Genomic DNA, 17,455 nt, shown 5'->3' with positions numbered 1-17,455 from the left:
CCGACCGAAGCTGCTCCAACTTCATACATATCTCCTCTAAAAGCACCCCTTCCCAACCAAAGCAACCCGAGCCCCATACAAAAGTCGACGCAAATGCACTCGCTCCCAAACGAAATATAAACAAAACAAAAAGACCCGCCAATAGACGAGTCTCTTTAATCTAGTAACACTTCCATAACCTATTCCTCAGCAGACTGTTCAACATTCTGCTTCACTTTAATCATTGAAACCTTCCAGCCATCATCCGTCTTCTGGAAAATCGTCAGCTGCTTACCAGTCGTCGTAGCTTCCCTGTCACTTTCAGGGTCTGAAGTGACAACTTCCAGATCAGCGTAAACATCTGCTTTTTTACCAGAGTAGTTTACTATCTTCACATTGGAAGCTTCTCTTCTCACATCCAGCTTAGAGAAAATATTGTTTACTGCCTCTTCTTCCTTTTCCAGATCGAAGTTCACTGGAGTTTCGGATAGAGAAGCCATATATCTTTCAACATCTTCATCATTGAATGACTCAATATATTCGTTAAATGCATCCAGAATCGCTTGTTTTTCCTCTTCCGGAACATCCTCAGCCTCTTTCAGCTCTGACGTTTCTTCCAGCAATGCCGTTGTTTGATCTTCAGCATCAGCTTCCTCAGCCTGCTCTTCTGTATTCTCTTCAGGCTTGTCCGTTTCGTCCGCACCCTCATTATTGCTGCAACCTGCCAGCAGGAGACTGCTTACCCCAAGACCTATCATGAATTTTTTCCAAAGCTGTGTAGTCAAATCCTTCACCCTTTTCTAAAATATGCGATAACTCCATTTTACCTGAAAAATCCCAAAACTCTCAACCTCTTATTGAAATTACCGGAGTATGGTAAACTAAATATGGTGATATTATGACAAAAAACAATAAATATATGCAGATTTACCAGGAACTTGCAGATAAAATCCAGGATGGGACCTTCCCCGCAAACGAAACACTTCCATCTGAAAATGAACTTTCTGAGTTCTACGAGACTTCCCGGGAAACGATACGAAAAGCACTCACCCTCCTCTCACAGCGCGGATTCATCCAAAAACTCCGCGGAAAAGGGTCGCTAGTGCTAGATGTATCAAAATTAAGCTTTCCCATATCGGGGCTCGTCAGCTTCAAGGAACTCCAAGGCTCGCTCGGGGGCGAATCGCAAACAATTGTCTATGACTTCGGCCTGATCAAACCTGATAAAACCCTTGCCCACCAGCTCGGATGCCAGCTGGATGATGAAGTATGGAAGGTCGTCCGTGCCCGAAATATTAAAGGAGAGCGCATCATATTGGATAAAGACTTCTTTTTAAAAAAGAATGTCCCTCTCCTGACCAAGGAAATCTGCGAGAAATCCATCTATGAATACCTGGAGAACGAATTGAAGCTTCCAATCTCCTATGCCAAAAAAGAAATCGTCGTCGAACAGTGTACAGAAGAAGACCGCTCCTACCTGGACCTGTCCGGCTATGACCATGTGGTTGTCGTCAAAAACTATGTACACCTTGAAGATACGACTCTCTTTCAATACACAGAATCCCGGCACAGGCTCGATAAGTTTCGTTTCGTTGACTTTGCCCGCAGAAAGCATTGATGAACAGGCTGCGCCTTATCAGGAGCAGCCTTTTTTTTGAATTTCACTCATCGCAACATTCCCCTATCCGGGCTGATTAGACCGCTTCCTCTTTTTAATCACTAAGCCTCTTCAAAGAAAACAACAACTCTCATTAACTTTCTGATTTCAAAACCGATATTAAAATAGTGGCTACATTGCAACCTAGAAAAGGAGACGAAAACATGAAAATAAACACATTATTGAAACGCACCGCTATCGGGATTACTGTTCTATTCATTTTTCTGGCATGGAGTATCTATTCATTGGATAGCAGCCTGGAGAATCAAAACGCAGCGATGGAGCTTGAAAAGAGATCATCCGAATTATCTGTAGAACTTCAAGCTGCTTCTGATTATTTAACAAATCAGGTACGGGCTTATACCCAGTATGGAGAAACAGAATTCTATGATAATTACATGGAAGAAGTCAATGAAACAAAAACAAGGGATAAAGTTGTCGCTGAATTTCAGCAAATAAATGTACCAGCCTCGCTATTGAAGCTGGTAGAAGAAGCACAGCAAAAATCAAACACCCTCGTGGCTTTGGAAGAAGAAGCGATAGAGTATGTAAAAAATGGAGATTTGACACTTGCCAGGTCACTTGTCTTCGGCAGCCAGTATGATAATGGAAAAGAAATGATCGCCAAACCACTAGAACAATTCGAGTCCGGTTTGGATAAGTGGACCGGGAATAAAGTCGATCAAGCCGCAAACAAGGTTATGACAAGCTACATAATTATGATCGCTTCTGCCGTCCTTGTACTGGCTTCGGTTATTACAACATTCATCATTCTGTTCAAAAGAATCCAGCCTTTATCAAAGCTTTCCCATCTTGCACAGCAAATTGCCGAGGGGAACTTAAATGTTGAGGAACTTGAAATAAAATCCAAGGATGAAGTTGCTGTTCTGACAAAATCCTTCAATAAAATGTCACACAACCTGAAATCTCTTTTGCAGTCCGTTCATCAGGCGAGTGAAAATGTGGCTGCATCCTCTGAGCAATTACTTGCCAGCGCTGCACAAACTAATACAGCAACACAGCAGGTTTCTGCTTCCGTCGATGAAATTGCATCGGGAGGAGAACATCAGCTCAGACAAGTTCAAGAGAGCACTCAAGCTATCACTGAAGTCGCCGGCGGCATCCAACTGATCGCTAACACGTCCGCTTCTGTGGCAAAATCATCCGATGAAACCTCTCAAAAATCGCAGACAGGTGAGGATAATATCACACAAGCTCTCAGCCAGATGAGAACCATAGAAGAGAATGTGAGCAAAACAGCTCATGCCATCAAGAAATTGGACGACCGTTCGAAAGAAATCGAAAATATCGTGGCCGCCATTACTAACATCTCTTCACAGACGAATCTCCTGGCACTGAATGCTGCCATTGAAGCTGCACGCGCAGGTGAACATGGCAAAGGATTTGCCGTCGTTGCTGATGAAGTCAGAAAGCTGGCCGAAGAGTCCAACAACTCAGCACAGCAGATCACGAGCCTGATTCACTCCATCCAGGCTGACACTCTTACGACAGTCGACCAGATGAACCAGGTTACAGAGGATGTGAACACCGGTGTCGAACTTATTGAACATACCGGCAAAACGTTTAAAGATATCCTCGAATCTGCTCAAAATGTAGCCAGCCAGGTTCAAGAAGTAACCGGCGTATCCGAGCAGATGGCCGCAAGCGCACAGCAGGTTTCAGCCTCCTTTGAAGCCTTCAGTTCCATCTCGGAAAATGCTTCCGCCCGCACCCAAACGGTAGCTGGATTAGCCGAAGAACAATCCGCTTCTATGGAAGAAATCACAGCTTCCGCAGAGTCACTGAGCAAGCTGGCTCAAGATTTGCAGGAGCAGCTCGAAAGATTTAAGTTTTAAAATACGATTAAGAAATACCAGCAGTTTATTTCTGACATAAAAGCCAGGAGCCGCTCGCAAGGGAACGTGTCCTGGCTTATTTTCTTTTAAAAAACTAATCAGTGACGGTCACCCGCTTGGAGGTGTAGCCCTCCGCTCGTATTCTCTGATTTTCGCTCGCATTTATGCATAGTTCGATCGTATAACTGTATATCCCGCTCATAAACATGAATAAAGCGCTCGTATATATGTATAACCCGCTCACTAAGGATTATGAATTCCGTTTAATTGCTCGGATTCACTAATTCTGGATCTCGTTTATGTATAATCCCCCGCGCTTCAGAATTTTTAGCATGGTATTTGCTCTTAGTTGCCCTATAATCATCTAGATTTATCTTTTTAGCTTAATTTTTCCATCCACTCATTTATAATGTGTCCACAACTTTGGTCTCGCACCGCGATTTCCCCCACACTCATGCCGCACATGCCCTAAGCTTCGGTCTCGAGCACCGATTTCCCACCTACTCATGTACGAAGATCAAACTGCTTTGGTCACAAACAAAACAACAAAAAAACGAGCCCAATAAAGGACCCGCTCTCAAGTTATCTAACCTCTACCCAGCCATTCTTAATCCCAGTAACAACAGCCTGAGTACGGTCATTCACACTCATTTTCTGAAGAATATTACTCACGTGATTTTTAACCGTCTTCTCACTGATATACAATGCTTCACCAATCCCACGGTTGCTTTTGCCGTCTGCAAGCATCTGAAGCACTTCACACTCGCGGCGCGTCAGCAGATGAAGAGGGCGCCTTACTTCTGTTTGTTTGAAACCGCCTGTATCCTGGGAATTCGCCAGACGGCGGTAGTCGTTGATCAAGTTGTGCGTGACCTTAGGATGAATATAAGAACCTCCTGCAGCAACAACCTTCACAGCTTCAACCAAAGCTTCGGAATCCATTTCTTTAAGAAGGTATCCCAATGCACCTGTTTTCAACGCGTGGCTCACATAATTTTCATCATCATGGATGGAAAGAATGATCACCTTTGTATCCGGATGCTTCTTCACCAGCTGCGCTGTGGCTTCAACACCGTTAGTTTCCGGCATATTGATGTCCATCAATACCACATCAGGATGATGTTCCTCAACCAATCGAATGGCTTGAGAACCGTCATCTCCCTCTGCCAGTACGTTAAAACTTGGTTCGAATTCTAAGATGCGTTTGACCCCTTCACGAAATAACTGATGATCGTCTATAATGACAATGTTCGTTGCCATGATTTCGCCCCCCTATGTGTACGAGAAAAAATTTATGCTGTTAATGGAACCTGAACAAGAATGACGGTACCTGAGCCGGCTTTTGAATCGATGCTCATCTCCCCTTCAAGGAGCTCCACCCGTTCTCTCATTCCCATGATTCCAAAGGATCCGCTTTTCTTCTCTTTAGCGTTGAACCCTTTTCCGTTATCTTTTATGATAACTGTTACTTTGCTTTTGGAAATCTCCAGCTTCACTTTGATCTCCTTCGCTTCAGCATGCTTCAGAGCATTTTGCACTGATTCCTGGATGAGCCTGAAGAGCGCGACTTCATACTTGGATGGCAGCCTTTTGACCTGCCCGACGTTCACAAACCTGATGGAAGTACTCATATGATACTCTTCGATAGTACTTAAGTATTTTGTGAGGGTCGGAACCAATCCTAAGTCATCCAGTGCCATCGGCCTTAGGTCATAAATGATCCTGCGGACTTCATATAGCGCGGATCGGACCATGGTTTTCAGATCCTTGATCTCTCCTAAAGCCGCTTCAGGACCGCTCTCACGGTATACCCTGTCAATCAGATCCGATCTCAGGAGCACATTCGCCAGCATCTGAGCAGGACCGTCATGAATTTCCCGGGACAGCTTCTTACGCTCTTCTTCCTGCGCTTCAATGATCTGCAGCCCAAAATCATGCTTTTCTTTTGCATCCTCCAGGGCAGCACCCATCTGCTTAAGGTCACTGCTCAGATAATTGAGCACAACCGAGATTTGCGAATTCAACTGTTCGGCACGGTCGATCGTATCCTGAAGATTCTTGATGCGCCGCTCAATATCATCCCGGCGTTCCCGGAGCCTGGCCTCTGTCTGTCTGTTCAGGGAAAGCTTCATCTGCAGATCATGCGCCTGCTCATAAGCTTCCCTTACCTGCTCTTCAGAGAAATCCTGAAAGTGCTGGCTGACTTCTGAGAGCCTTTTCCTAGCAAACCTGGATTTCCTCTCAAGATCATCACCTTCTTGGATGACCTTGAATACTGACTCTCTAATCACTTTCAATTCTTCTGTTATTGATTCATAATCCTGTCGACACTGTTCGCCGATTTCAAAAACATCACTTTTACTGCGGCCGACCGTGTCGATCATCTGCTCTAAGATATTATCCAGCATCTTGGTGTTCACCTTTCTAATAGACACGGGGACCCTCCTTAATACCAAGCCTATTGTACATGGAATATATTTCATCACTATTTCAAAATAGTTAAAAGTCGGCACAAAGGCCAAATTTAGATAAAAAGACACATACTGCACATCTGCTTCTGAATCCAATTTACTATATAGCTTTCCCCGTTTTAATCGGTTAGTGTAAGAATTCAACAGTAATAAGTAAATTCCTTTATTCATCTAGGCATATTTTTGCTTGAATAGCATCTAAAGGCACATCTATTATACCATGTCATATTTTGTCGGATATTAAAATTTCGTTACATATTACCCTGTACCGCTTTAGCACTCTAAAGCAAAAAAAGGGACAGTCCCTCTTCGTACTTTAAAGCACTAAAGCACACACACAATATTAATGCTTTGTCTCTTCTCGTATAGTAGAATAGAGATTAAGCTGTTTTTGTCGAATTATGAACAATACCCGATTTTACCATAGATAAACCCTACGAGAGGAGAATGATTTTGTTGCAGAAGTATCTGACTGTGAAAGAAGCCGGACAGCACGAAATCAACATAGAACGCTCCCGCTTCATCGCTCATATAAAAAGGGCAGAATCTGAAGAAGAAGCCCAGGAATTCATAAATACCATTAAAAAAGAACATTGGAACGCGAACCATAACTGTTCTGCCTATATGATCGGCGAACATAATCTTATACAAAAAGCCAACGATGACGGTGAGCCGAGCGGCACCGCAGGAGTACCGATGCTGGAGGTTCTTAAGAAGCGTGACTTGAAAGACACTGTCGTCGTTGTCACACGTTATTTTGGCGGAATCAAGCTTGGGGCAGGAGGTTTGATCAGAGCCTACGGTAAATCTGTCTCAGAGGGACTTAACGCGGTTGGCATTGTCAAAAGAACCCTGATGCGGGTGATGAAGACTAAAATCGAATATACCTTGCTCGGAAAAGTCGAAAACGAAGTGCGGACGTCGAATTATCCTTTGAAGGAAATCCACTACCTCGACACTGTCGAAATCGAGACGTATGTCGAAGAAGATAAGAAAGAGGAATTTGTCGAGTGGATGACTGAGTTGACCAATGGACAGGGAGTAATTACGGCAGGAGAACCGGAGTATCTAGAAGAAAATGCATAACCATAAAAAGCCAATTGCAGTGCATCCGGTAAACCTCCGAAAATGACATAAACGGTCTTCTTTTTAAAATCAAATAATCAGACAACTTAAGAACCACTCAACGATTAGTAATAATTTTGCGAATGGTTCCATCATATCCCTCCTGCAAACTAATATATTTTTTGAATGCTCATTCTTCCACCAATTGAATGGGCATAAAATATAATTATCACCACTATGAAACAAATTGTAATAAAAAATTTATTTTACGTAACTATACTATAAATAGTACAATAAACCTTAGTGTTAATTGTCGAAAAAAACTGGGAAATTCAACACTTAAAGTCTTACTGTTTTGTAGATGATAAATTTAAGTCAGCAAAGGAGCAAAACATAAAATATGGATAGAATTGATATAAAATCACAAAGGAAGAAAAAGCGCCGCAGAAGAATTATCTTTTTCTTAATCATCCCTCTGCTGCTTATCACTTTATCCCTTACCGTATATGGGACATATTTATATAAAAAGGCCGAAGAAGCTTTAAGCGGTTCATATAACGAGGTAGACGGAAGAGATAAATCCGCCTTGAGAGATGAAAAAGTTGATCCGAATATCGATAACGTATCGATTCTATTTATTGGTGTAGACGAGAGTGAAACTAGAGACTTTGGGGATACCACACGTTCCGACGCATTAATGCTTGCCACATTGAATAATGATACTAAGTCGGTTAAATTAGTCAGCATTCCCCGTGACTCCTATACTTACATCCCTGAAGTGGGGTACAATACAAAGATTAACCATGCCCATGCCTTTGGAGGACCAAAAGCAACCATTGAGACAGTTGAGAACCTGTTTGATATTCCAGTGGATTATTATGTCAAGATGAACTTTCATGCCTTCATTGACGTAATTGATGCGCTCAACGGCATTGAAGTGGATGTACCTTATGAGATTACCGAACAAAATTCCAAGGACGAACAAGGCGCCATCCAACTTGATCCTGGAGAACAAACATTGGATGGAGAGGAAGCACTTGCTTATGCACGCACACGTAAACAGGATAATGATATCGAAAGAGGAAAAAGACAGCAAGAAGTTCTGCAGGCTATCATGAAAAAGGCAACTACTGCAGGCGGTATCTCCAAATATGATGAAGTCATTGAAGCAATCGGCGACAACATGGCTACAGATATTCCTTTTTCAGAAATGAAATCATTCTTGAAGTATGGTACGAGCGGTAAAGTGAAAATTGATCCGGTTACTTTGGAAGGCCAGGATGATTACATCGATGGTGTTTACTACTACGCTTTAGACGAAACAGCTTTGGAAGAAGTAAAAGCCACTCTGAAGAGTCATCTTGAAGTGTCAAAAAGTGAATTGGACCCTCTTGTTCAAAATGATCCAGAATCTGACGAACGAAGTAATTAATAAAACACCTTACAGGTTATCAATCACTACCTGTAAGGTGTTTTATTCTATATCAGCTTGAGTTCTTCTCTTTAAAAAATCTTAACAAGGGCTTATAGGTTGTACCAACCAAACCAATGCTTTCCACGAACAGCTCAATCGCAATAAGCAGAATCAGTGCAATCAAAAGTGCTCCCCATAGAGTAGCAAGCGAGAACATCAAGGCTGCCAAACTGAACATGGCGGCTATGGCATAAATAATCAATACCGTCTGCCTGTGTGAGTAGCCCATCCTAAGCAGGCAATGGTGCAAGTGGGATTTGTCTGGTGCAGATAAAGGCTGTTTATTTACATACCTTCTAATAATGGCAAAGAATGTATCAGAAAGTGGAACACCGAGTATAATAACCGGTATGACTAAAGAAATAAACGTTATATTCTTGAATCCCAATAAAGATAACACCGATATCATGAAACCCAGGAAGAGTGATCCTGTATCTCCCATGAAGATGGAAGCTGGGTGGAAGTTGTAAAACAAAAAGCCGATTGTACTGACCAGAAGGATGGAAGCTGTCACAATGACAAATGTATTGCCCATCAGCATAGCCATAATACTTATAGTAAACAAAGCGATTGCGGATACTCCCGCTGCCAAACCATCTAGACCATCAATTAAATTAATGGCATTTGTAACACCAATCACCCAAAGAATGGTTAACGGAATGCTGAATATCCCAGGCTCAATCTGGCCTCCAAAGGGTAAATTTACAGTTTGAACTTGAATATCTCCTAATACGACCACCACCACAGCTGCTAAAAGCTGGCCTGCCAACTTAACTTTTGGAGATAATTCCCTTGTATCATCAATGATTCCAGTCACAATTATTATGGAAGCACCCAAAATCAAACTCCACTTGTATTCACTGGAAGGGTTTACTAAAAATATGCCAAGCAAGAAGCTCAAATATATGGCTAATCCTCCTAAACGAGGCATGACTCTTTCATGAACCTTTCTATAGTTTGGCTTATCAGTTGCTCCAACCTTCACAGCCAACCTCTTGATTAAAGGAGTTAATAGTATAGAGGCAATAAATGTTACCGCCAACGTGATGTAAATCATGTAACCCCTCCTCCATTTATAATTTATCCTCTTCAGTGTATTTTAATGATGTCACTTTATGGCACATTTATATTTGTATTTAACCTGTATTCTTAATAGCAAAACCACCCAAATACCTTTTTGGACTTAACTACAGAATTTAAACAATTGCACCAAGGCTTATGAAATGCCTAAGAAGTCAGAAAAACCCCAGACTTTCAAATTAAAAATACAATTATGTAATTTATAGAAATTTTATTCGAATACTAAAAAGGAGCAAAACATTTTTACAAAGAGAGACTATGAGTCTTATTTTATACACATGCAATTTTTTACATCTTATAACCCGTATAGTTTTTTTAAGTTTTAAATGATAGAATTAACTAATAATGTCTTATTTTGGCTATAAATAAGGAGAGAAGACACAATGATAAAACTACTAACAAGAGCCACGGATAACTCATATCGATATTTACGCCGTTACTTTAAGATGGTAAATGAGATTAATAGTCTAGAAGATAAATATAAGTCTTTTACTGATCAACAACTACAAAATATGACCAACGTATTTAAAGAGCTTTTACAGAGCGGTAAATCTATAGAGGATATTACAATTGATGCCTTTGCTGTAGTAAGAGAAGCTTCCAAGAGAGTCTTAAACATGAGGCCCTATGATGTTCAACTAATAGGAGGACTTGCGATTGTTGAAGGAAATATCTCAGAAATGGCTACAGGAGAAGGAAAAACACTAGTAGCCTCTTTTCCTACGTATGTTCGGGCTTTAGAAGGCAAAGGTGTTCATGTTATTACGGTCAACGAATACCTGGCAAGACGTGATAAAGAAAAAATCGGTAAAATCCATGAGTTTCTTGGTCTTTCAGTGGGCCTAAATGTCCCCAATATTGAACCAGAACAGAAAAAACAGTCCTATCTAGCAGATATAACATATGGTTTAGGAACTGAGTTTGGATTTGACTTTCTTCGTGATAATATGTGCAGGAATTCAGCCGATAAAGTTCAGCGCCCCTACCACTATGCAATCATCGATGAAATCGACAGTGTTTTGATTGACGAGGCCAAGACTCCTTTAATAATTGCAGGAAAAGTAAAGTCAAGCAAAAACCTGTATTTTATTGCCTCGAAGCTCGCCAAGCGCTTTGAAGTTGAAGTCGATTTTGAATATGATGAAGAAACTAAAGCAACCAGTTTGACCGATACAGGTATTGAGAAGGTTGAAAAGGCTTTTGGGGTCGATAATCTGTATGACTTGGAACACCAGACCTTGTATCATTATGTTATACAAGCGGTAAGAGCAAATGTCATGTTTCATAAAGACGTAGACTATATTGTTCAAGATGGTGAAATTAAATTAGTTGATATGTTCACAGGCCGAATAATGGAAGGCCGGTCTTTAAGTGATGGACTGCATCAGGCCCTTGAATCTAAAGAGGGAGTTGAAATTACTCCAGAGAATAAAACACAGGCTCAAATTACTATACAGAACTATTTTAGAATGTACCCCACCCTTTCAGGGATGACTGGCACTGCAAAAACTGAGGAGAAAGAGTTTAGGGAAGTTTATGGAATGGAAGTAGTACAAATTCCAACAAACAAACCAAAAATACGCACTGATTTGAAAGACAAAGTTTATAAATATAAAGCTGAAAAATATAAAGAGTTGATTGAACAAGTCAATTCCTCTTACAAAAAAGGACAGCCTGTATTAATTGGAACAACATCTATCCTTCAGTCAGAGCAGGTAGCAGGATATTTAACAGAAGCGGGACTGCCCTTTGAACTTCTAAATGCAAAGAGTGTTGAACAGGAAGTCCAATTAATTTCGAATGCCGGTCAAAGAGGGCAAATAACTATTGCCACGAATATGGCCGGAAGAGGCACAGATATTATGCTGGGAGAAGGGGTACCCGAACTGGGCGGGCTGCATGTAATCGGAACTGAAAAACATGAAAGTCGCAGAATTGATAATCAACTAAGGGGCCGGTCTGGAAGACAAGGTGATCCGGGATCTACCCAGTTCATTATCTCTTTAGAAGATGATATGTTCAGGAGATACGCTAAAGATGACTTATATAAGATGGAAAAGAAATTAAAGTTAGATTCTCATTCCCTCGTTCTCAACAATAATATCTCAGAGTTTGTCGAAAGAACCCAAAGAATTGTTGAAGGAGCTAATTATTCCTACCGGGAGTATAACCTGAAACTGGATGATGTTATCAACGAGCAGCGTAATATTATCTATGACTTAAGAAATAAGCTGCTCACAAATAACAAGAAGGTCATTCTCAATACATTAAGGTCTATGCTTACGAGTACGATCGATAACATAGTGAATAGTAATTGTTCAGAAGAACTTTTGCCTGAGGAATGGCAAATAGAGCGGATACTTAACCAGGTGAATGAATTACTGACTGATAACATCGTAACCTTTAAAACTGAGCTTCTAACCAAAGAAGATGTCTTGGAACCGATAACGCCTGCTCTAAATTCAACGATAGAGAACATTACTGCAGCTCTAGATACTGAAAATGTTCTAGACTTCGTAAAGCACTTTATGATTGGGGCCCTTGATAAGCGCTGGACCAAACATATTGAAAATATGAATAGATTAAAAGAAGGTATAGGTTTAAGGTACTATCAACAAGAAGACCCAATGAGAATTTATCAAAGAGAGGGCCTTGAGCTATTTACAGATGCTTACCATTCGCTAGAATATGAAATTTCAATAAACGCTGTTTCTTATATTAAACAAGCTTCAACAATATCAGAATAAGGAGTGACTAGCATGCTTCCATTTTTTCGAAATAAAAAAAGAGGGCAAATTAAGAAATACGGCAAGGACAGTGCGGTGTCATCTGAGGAATTATTCAACACTAAGAATGAAGGTGAAATTAGAGAAATAGAAACAGAATTGTCATTCCATCCCTCATGGAATTTATCCAAAGAAGATGAATATGTATATCGCTTCTTGAATAACGATTTAACACCCGTTAAATCAAATCAGGTCGTCCTCTCTGGAGTAGAATTAGTACAGACAGAAGAGAAGGTATTGGTGAATTCTTTTGTTAGGAACGGCCTCCCTGCTCCTATCGTCTTTGAAGAGGTTGAACTTTTTCTCCTAGATGAAAAGAAGAATGTTCTTGCCACCCAAGAATTTGATTTGAACGCCATTGGTCAAATACCTGCCAGAAGCAGCAGACCTTGGCAGTTTATATTCGAAAAAGATAGCTTTAGGACTCACGATATTCCTAGTGAAAAATGGACACTAGCTTTTAATATACAAAGATTCCAAACACATCGCTTGGTTTTAGATGAATCTTGGAAAAAACAAATGCCTAGTGAACAGCAGGAGCAACTTGAGCAAATTGTTGAGGGTCTCCCACCTTTAAAAGAAAAAGAGTTTAATGTTATTGGTTTAGCCGCTAAAGATTTAGAAGATGGGTCCCTTCATATAACAGGATTGTTAAGAAATGGCCAGCGAAAAAATCTGCTGATAAGACAATTAACAATTGCTGTATTGGATGCTAAAAAAGAAGTGGTGGCAGAAGGAGTATTTAATTTAAGTGACTTTGAACTTGAAGCAAATGCTTCTACCCCTTGGTCCTTTGTATTTCCAAAAGACATGAAAAAAAAATCCAACCCTGATTATAGTGTATGGGGCATAAAAATCATTAAATGAAAAAAGGCAGCTGCGCAGTTGCTTTTTTTATTGGGGTGTGCGATTAAGTTTAGGTTATTAATAAAAAAGACAGGAGAATTAAATTCTCCTGTCTTTCCTTAATTATTCAGCAGCTCTTGTTACAGTAACAGTTTTTGTTGTTACATGTCCTGCAAGATCCTCAACTTCTACAACAAACGTGTTAGTTCCTTCTTCAAGCTCAACAGTTTTAGTGAAGTTGTGAGTGAAACCTTCCATTACATAAGGCTCAGCCAGAGCATTGTAATACTCTTCACTGCCATCAATGAATAGACGTACTTCTTCAAAGTTATCAGAAAGAGTTAGATCCAATTCATAAGTAGTAGCATCGCTAGCTACTTCTAGTGCAGAGTTTACAGTGATTTCTGCTGCAGTTGTGTCAACAAAAATTGTCCTCTTAAATTCAATCTTGTTACCTTTCTGATCTTCACCAGCAATAGAGATTTTGTGAACTCCGTCTTGAAGTGTCAACGTCTTAGAGAATAACCATTTCCCATCTTCGCCTTCTGTAAGAGTTACCTCTTCACCATCGATAGTAAAAGAAGTGATTTCACTTCCATCTGTTACGTAACCAGCTACTTCTACTTCACTAGTCCCATATACACCAAGTGCATCTGGAGTCGTTGCAATAATCGCAGGGATCGTTGTATCTCCAGCACCTTCAATTGTGTATGAAGAAGTGTTACCAGCAAAGTCATATGCTACAACTTCAACAATTGCACCATAAGGAGAAATACCAGACATCTTGTACTCATCAGTCTCGCTTGATAGAGGTGCTTCAAGAACAGACTCACCATTTACAAGGACATCAATATAACCAGAACCGATACCTTGGTCTTGGTAATCAATGTTTAAAGTTTCATTCTCAAAAGTCGCGCTTACAGTTGGAGCGACTGTATCGACAACTACTTTGAATTTCTTAGATTGAGCTTCTTTTCCAGTAAAGTCTAAAGTAGACTTGATTTCGTAGTAGTAAGTACCATCTTCCACTAATTCACCTTTGATTGTTCCATCCCATTCTCTAACAGGAGATAATGAATAGTTGCTTGCAGCACCGCCATCGTAATAATGCTTACGAACATCATATTCACTACGCAGTTTACGCAGGAATTCTCCATTTTCATCAAGTACGTTATACTCTACAAGACTAGCATTTCTCAAGAAAGAAACAATTGGGATTGCTTCTTCTTGAACGTCATCCCCATTAGGTGAAATAGCTATAACGTCCTCGCTGAAGTTACCATTTGCAGGGTTGTAACCTAGGTAACTATAATTTTGAGATCCATTTTCTGCTACACCATCTCTTGCTACTAGGCCTGTAGCCCCATAGAAACTATCTGCTCCTTCATAAACAGATCCATCAACGATTGGTGCCGCGCCCCAATCACCTTTAAATCCAACAAATGGTACTGTAAGTTCAGGGTGAATTTCTTTTTCAACAAATTCAGGCTGTTCAGGTTGGTAAGTAGTACCATCAACCTTTGTATATGTTCCAGCCAGATCACCTACTTGATAATCTTCTTGAGCAGCAATCCATCCACCATCAACAAGAATATCAGATGCAGAAGCAATTTTACCTTCTTGATACAACTTAACATTTTCAAGCCCTGCAGCGTTCAACTCTTCTGCTTTATTAGAACTGTTCATAAATTCAAGCAAAGAATAATATTTGTTTACTTCTCCACCGATATAAATTCCTTCTGAAACAGAATTAGCTTCTGTAGCATTTGTATTCATCGTAGAAACCAATTCATTAGAAGTTAATGAAACAAATCCTTCAACAAAGTATCCATTTTCGAATACTTCATCAATTGCTACTGGTGTTACCAAATCATCAGCTAGAACCTTAGCATTCGTCACATCTACTTCAACTTGGAAATCCACAGAGCCATTAGCAGGAATATTTACTGAAGTTACTTCCTCACCATTAACTGTGAACTTCACAGTTGAATCAATAATTTTTTGTGCTTCCAAACCGTCGGCCGCATAACCAAGGAGACTTTCTGCAGCAAAATCGGTTTGAACGTTAGCTGTTAAATCATAATTTACTGCTTCAGAGCTAAAGTTTTCTGCACTCAGGTTAAATGTTGTAATATTTCCAATTTCTCTAAGTGCTACTTTACCTTCAGAAGAACCGGTTTCAGTCACAACTACAGGCGTGCTCATTGCGGCATGTAGCTGCATTACACCTGCACCTTGACGTCTTGGAGAATAAGGAAGGTCCCATCCGAAGTAGTCATTCACCAATCCTTTATCGATAACAGGAGCGGCAGTGTTCATTAAAATATTTTTAGAGAGCTGAACTTTATCAAAACCTGTTACTCCAGCAAAGTCTTTTTCAACACGTTGTGTTACTAGGGCTGAACCACCAGCAACATGCGGAGCAGCCATTGATGTACCACTCATAATACCGTATTGATCATTTTGAAGTGTGGAATAAATCTGCCCACCTGGTGCTGTGATTTCCGGTTTGAAGTCTAAGTTAGGCGTAACTCCCCATGAAGTGAAAGCAGACAGTGTTCCAGCTGCAGGGTTATTAGCCGCAATCATCGAACCATCAAAAATCACAGAAAAATCTTTACCTTCCGTTGTTACTTTTTCCAACAAATCATTTCCATCAGAGATGCTTAATGAAACCATAGGAATAGTAGGGCTGTCTAAAGCCATACTTACATAATCCCCGTGACCTTCCGCACCTCTGACAATAACACCTGCGGCTCCTGCTGCCTCAGCAGCAGCTTCAATTTGCGCATAGAAGAAGCCTCCGGTTCTTACTACAAATACTATTTTACCTTCAACATCTTTATCTTCATACTTATCTGGTTGTCCGTCGCCAACATAAACTACTTCCATTTCTTTATTCTTGAAAAGATCCAACATTAGTGGTGTATCTTGCTTTTTATACCCGATTGTCTTATATACTTCTCCATCTAACTTAACTTGGAAACCATCAACTTGGATCTTTTGATTTTCAAGAGAAGCAACTTGTAAAGAATCCGTAGAAAGTCCAGGAGAACCTACAACCCCAACATCCGGATTTGAAGCATAAGGGTTTGACCATCCGTTACCAAGGTGTGCGGAGTTACCTGCAGAGATAGCCATAAGAACGCCATTTTCTACAGCTCTTGCAATGGCTTGCTGCTCTGGATCTTCAGATCTTACAAATGCAGCAGTTGAACCTAAGCTCATGTTCAATACATCTGCTCCTAATTCTATCGAATCATCAATAGCTTTTACATAGATGTCACTCCAAGTAGAAGGCATTTCAGGATCATTGCCAAATACTTTAAGAGCTAGAAGCTGAGCTTCTGGAGCAACACCTTTTATACCGCCATTTTCTTCATCACCATTTGCTGCAACTGTACCAGCAACGTGCATTCCATGATGAGAAGCTCCAGGTCCTAAATCTAAAATTTCATTATTCTGGTCAGCATAGTTATAACCAAATGGAACTTTCTCAGTAAAGTATTTTCCCTCTATATGTGCTTGACCGACAAACTTGTTCACTGCTAGCTCAGTTATTTCAGGCGTTGTATCAGCGCTAAGAATCATATCTTTATGACTTGGATCTACACCCGTGTCAATGATTCCTACAACCATACCTTCTCCATCATAACCATAATTCTGCCAAGTCTTTTGAGCCTCAACTAGTTCTTTACTGTAAACCATGTCAGGCTGCTCTTCAGGACGCTCATATTCATGAGAAATATGTACTTCCTTAACCTGTGGTAAACTTTTAACTTCAGTTAGATTACCGAATTCAGTCTCCCCGCTAAATCCATTAAATACAGTAGTAAAGTTGTTTTTATACTCAACACTGATATTCTTAGATTTTAATTGGGATTTAACAGCTTGTTGTTCCTTCAATAGTGAATTTTTCAAACTTCCCTTTTTTTCACTTGTTAATTCACTATAAGACAACCCTGCTTCTTGAGCATATTCAATAGCAGGAGCACTTTCCAACTCAACTATTACTCGAACAATATCATTATCTTCATATTGTTCTTCACTAGTTTCCTTGATAGTAGAATTATTCTTTTTATTGTTTGGTTGAGCTTCCCTTTCCGGCAGTCCATTGGCTAGAGAAACATTCGAAAGCAACATGAAAAACATTACTACAAAAATAAAACTTTTTCTCAGATTCAAGTTTTTACCCTTCCTTCTCCTATTATTTTAAAACAAAATTCCAAATAATCCCCCTT

11 protein-coding genes are annotated in these 17,455 nt (G+C 40.2%); 6 read left to right on the top strand and 5 right to left on the bottom strand.

The window, feature by feature from the left end; translation table 11 throughout:
• Window positions 1-179: 179 nt before the first annotated feature.
• Window positions 180-764, bottom strand: coding sequence for a nuclear transport factor 2 family protein (locus FZC79_RS07785; RefSeq protein WP_148946245.1), 585 nt, complete (start codon window positions 762-764; stop codon window positions 180-182).
• A gap of 113 nt (window positions 765-877) precedes the next feature.
• Here FZC79_RS07785 and treR point away from each other — a divergent pair, with 113 nt between their 5' ends.
• Both treR and FZC79_RS07775 read left to right on the top strand, forming a co-directional pair.
• Window positions 878-1,597: a trehalose operon repressor gene (gene treR / locus FZC79_RS07780; protein WP_148946244.1), complete on the top strand. Its 720-nt coding sequence runs from the start codon at window positions 878-880 to the stop codon at window positions 1,595-1,597.
• A 203-nt stretch (window positions 1,598-1,800) separates the two neighbouring features.
• On the top strand, window positions 1,801-3,492 hold the full coding sequence (locus FZC79_RS07775; protein WP_148946243.1) for a methyl-accepting chemotaxis protein: 1,692 nt from the start codon (window positions 1,801-1,803) through the stop codon (window positions 3,490-3,492).
• Window positions 3,493-4,074: 582 nt separating this feature from the next.
• Here FZC79_RS07775 and FZC79_RS07770 read toward each other — a convergent pair.
• Both FZC79_RS07770 and FZC79_RS07765 read right to left on the bottom strand, forming a co-directional pair.
• Window positions 4,075-4,752: a response regulator gene (locus tag FZC79_RS07770; RefSeq protein ID WP_148946242.1), complete on the bottom strand. Its 678-nt coding sequence runs from the start codon at window positions 4,750-4,752 to the stop codon at window positions 4,075-4,077.
• Between the two features lie 32 nt (window positions 4,753-4,784).
• A complete protein-coding gene (locus FZC79_RS07765; RefSeq protein WP_435873934.1) occupies window positions 4,785-5,900 on the bottom strand; it encodes a sensor histidine kinase in 1,116 nt (371 codons plus the stop codon).
• Between the two features lie 516 nt (window positions 5,901-6,416).
• Between FZC79_RS07765 and FZC79_RS07760 the strand changes: the two genes are divergently transcribed.
• Together FZC79_RS07760 and FZC79_RS07755 are read left to right on the top strand one after the other, a co-directional pair.
• Window positions 6,417-7,049 (top strand): YigZ family protein, encoded by a 633-nt coding sequence (locus tag FZC79_RS07760; protein WP_148946240.1) that lies wholly within the window; start codon window positions 6,417-6,419, stop codon window positions 7,047-7,049.
• Window positions 7,050-7,428: 379 nt separating this feature from the next.
• Window positions 7,429-8,460, top strand: coding sequence for an LCP family protein (locus FZC79_RS07755; protein ID WP_148946239.1), 1,032 nt, complete (start codon window positions 7,429-7,431; stop codon window positions 8,458-8,460).
• Window positions 8,461-8,512: 52 nt separating this feature from the next.
• Here the strand turns inward: FZC79_RS07755 and FZC79_RS07750 are convergent, their stop codons facing one another.
• Window positions 8,513-9,559: an MraY family glycosyltransferase gene (locus FZC79_RS07750; protein ID WP_148946238.1), complete on the bottom strand. Its 1,047-nt coding sequence runs from the start codon at window positions 9,557-9,559 to the stop codon at window positions 8,513-8,515.
• Between the two features lie 406 nt (window positions 9,560-9,965).
• Here FZC79_RS07750 and secA2 point away from each other — a divergent pair, with 406 nt between their 5' ends.
• Both secA2 and FZC79_RS07740 read left to right on the top strand, forming a co-directional pair.
• Window positions 9,966-12,329, top strand: a complete 2,364-nt coding sequence (secA2, locus tag FZC79_RS07745) for an accessory Sec system translocase SecA2 (protein WP_148946237.1) — start codon at window positions 9,966-9,968, stop codon at window positions 12,327-12,329.
• 12 nt (window positions 12,330-12,341) lie between these two features.
• Window positions 12,342-13,235, top strand: a complete 894-nt coding sequence (locus tag FZC79_RS07740; protein WP_148946236.1) for an accessory Sec system S-layer assembly protein — start codon at window positions 12,342-12,344, stop codon at window positions 13,233-13,235.
• A 102-nt stretch (window positions 13,236-13,337) separates the two neighbouring features.
• Here FZC79_RS07740 and FZC79_RS07735 read toward each other — a convergent pair whose 3' ends face one another.
• Window positions 13,338-17,399, bottom strand: a complete 4,062-nt coding sequence (locus FZC79_RS07735; RefSeq protein ID WP_148946235.1) for a S8 family serine peptidase — start codon at window positions 17,397-17,399, stop codon at window positions 13,338-13,340.
• Window positions 17,400-17,455 lie beyond the last annotated feature (56 nt).

Origin of the sequence: Rossellomorea vietnamensis, from assembly GCF_008180615.1 — a bacterium.
Lineage (GTDB): Bacteria > Bacillota > Bacilli > Bacillales > Bacillaceae_B > Rossellomorea > Rossellomorea vietnamensis_D.
This window is presented reverse-complemented; position numbering and strand designations above follow the sequence as displayed.

What these genes read in the sequence shown, in the direction of transcription:
- treR (WP_148946244.1), top strand. Translation starts at nt 878, where the DNA reads ATGACAAAAAACAATAAATATATGCAGATTTACCAGGAACTTGCAGAT.
- FZC79_RS07775 (WP_148946243.1), top strand. Translation starts at nt 1,801, where the DNA reads ATGAAAATAAACACATTATTGAAACGCACCGCTATCGGGATTACTGTT.
- FZC79_RS07770 (WP_148946242.1), bottom strand. Translation starts at nt 4,752, where the DNA reads ATGGCAACGAACATTGTCATTATAGACGATCATCAGTTATTTCGTGAA.
- FZC79_RS07765 (WP_435873934.1), bottom strand. Translation starts at nt 5,900, where the DNA reads ATGCTGGATAATATCTTAGAGCAGATGATCGACACGGTCGGCCGCAGT.
- FZC79_RS07755 (WP_148946239.1), top strand. Translation starts at nt 7,429, where the DNA reads ATGGATAGAATTGATATAAAATCACAAAGGAAGAAAAAGCGCCGCAGA.
- FZC79_RS07750 (WP_148946238.1), bottom strand. Translation starts at nt 9,559, where the DNA reads ATGATTTACATCACGTTGGCGGTAACATTTATTGCCTCTATACTATTA.
- secA2 (WP_148946237.1), top strand. Translation starts at nt 9,966, where the DNA reads ATGATAAAACTACTAACAAGAGCCACGGATAACTCATATCGATATTTA.
- FZC79_RS07740 (WP_148946236.1), top strand. Translation starts at nt 12,342, where the DNA reads ATGCTTCCATTTTTTCGAAATAAAAAAAGAGGGCAAATTAAGAAATAC.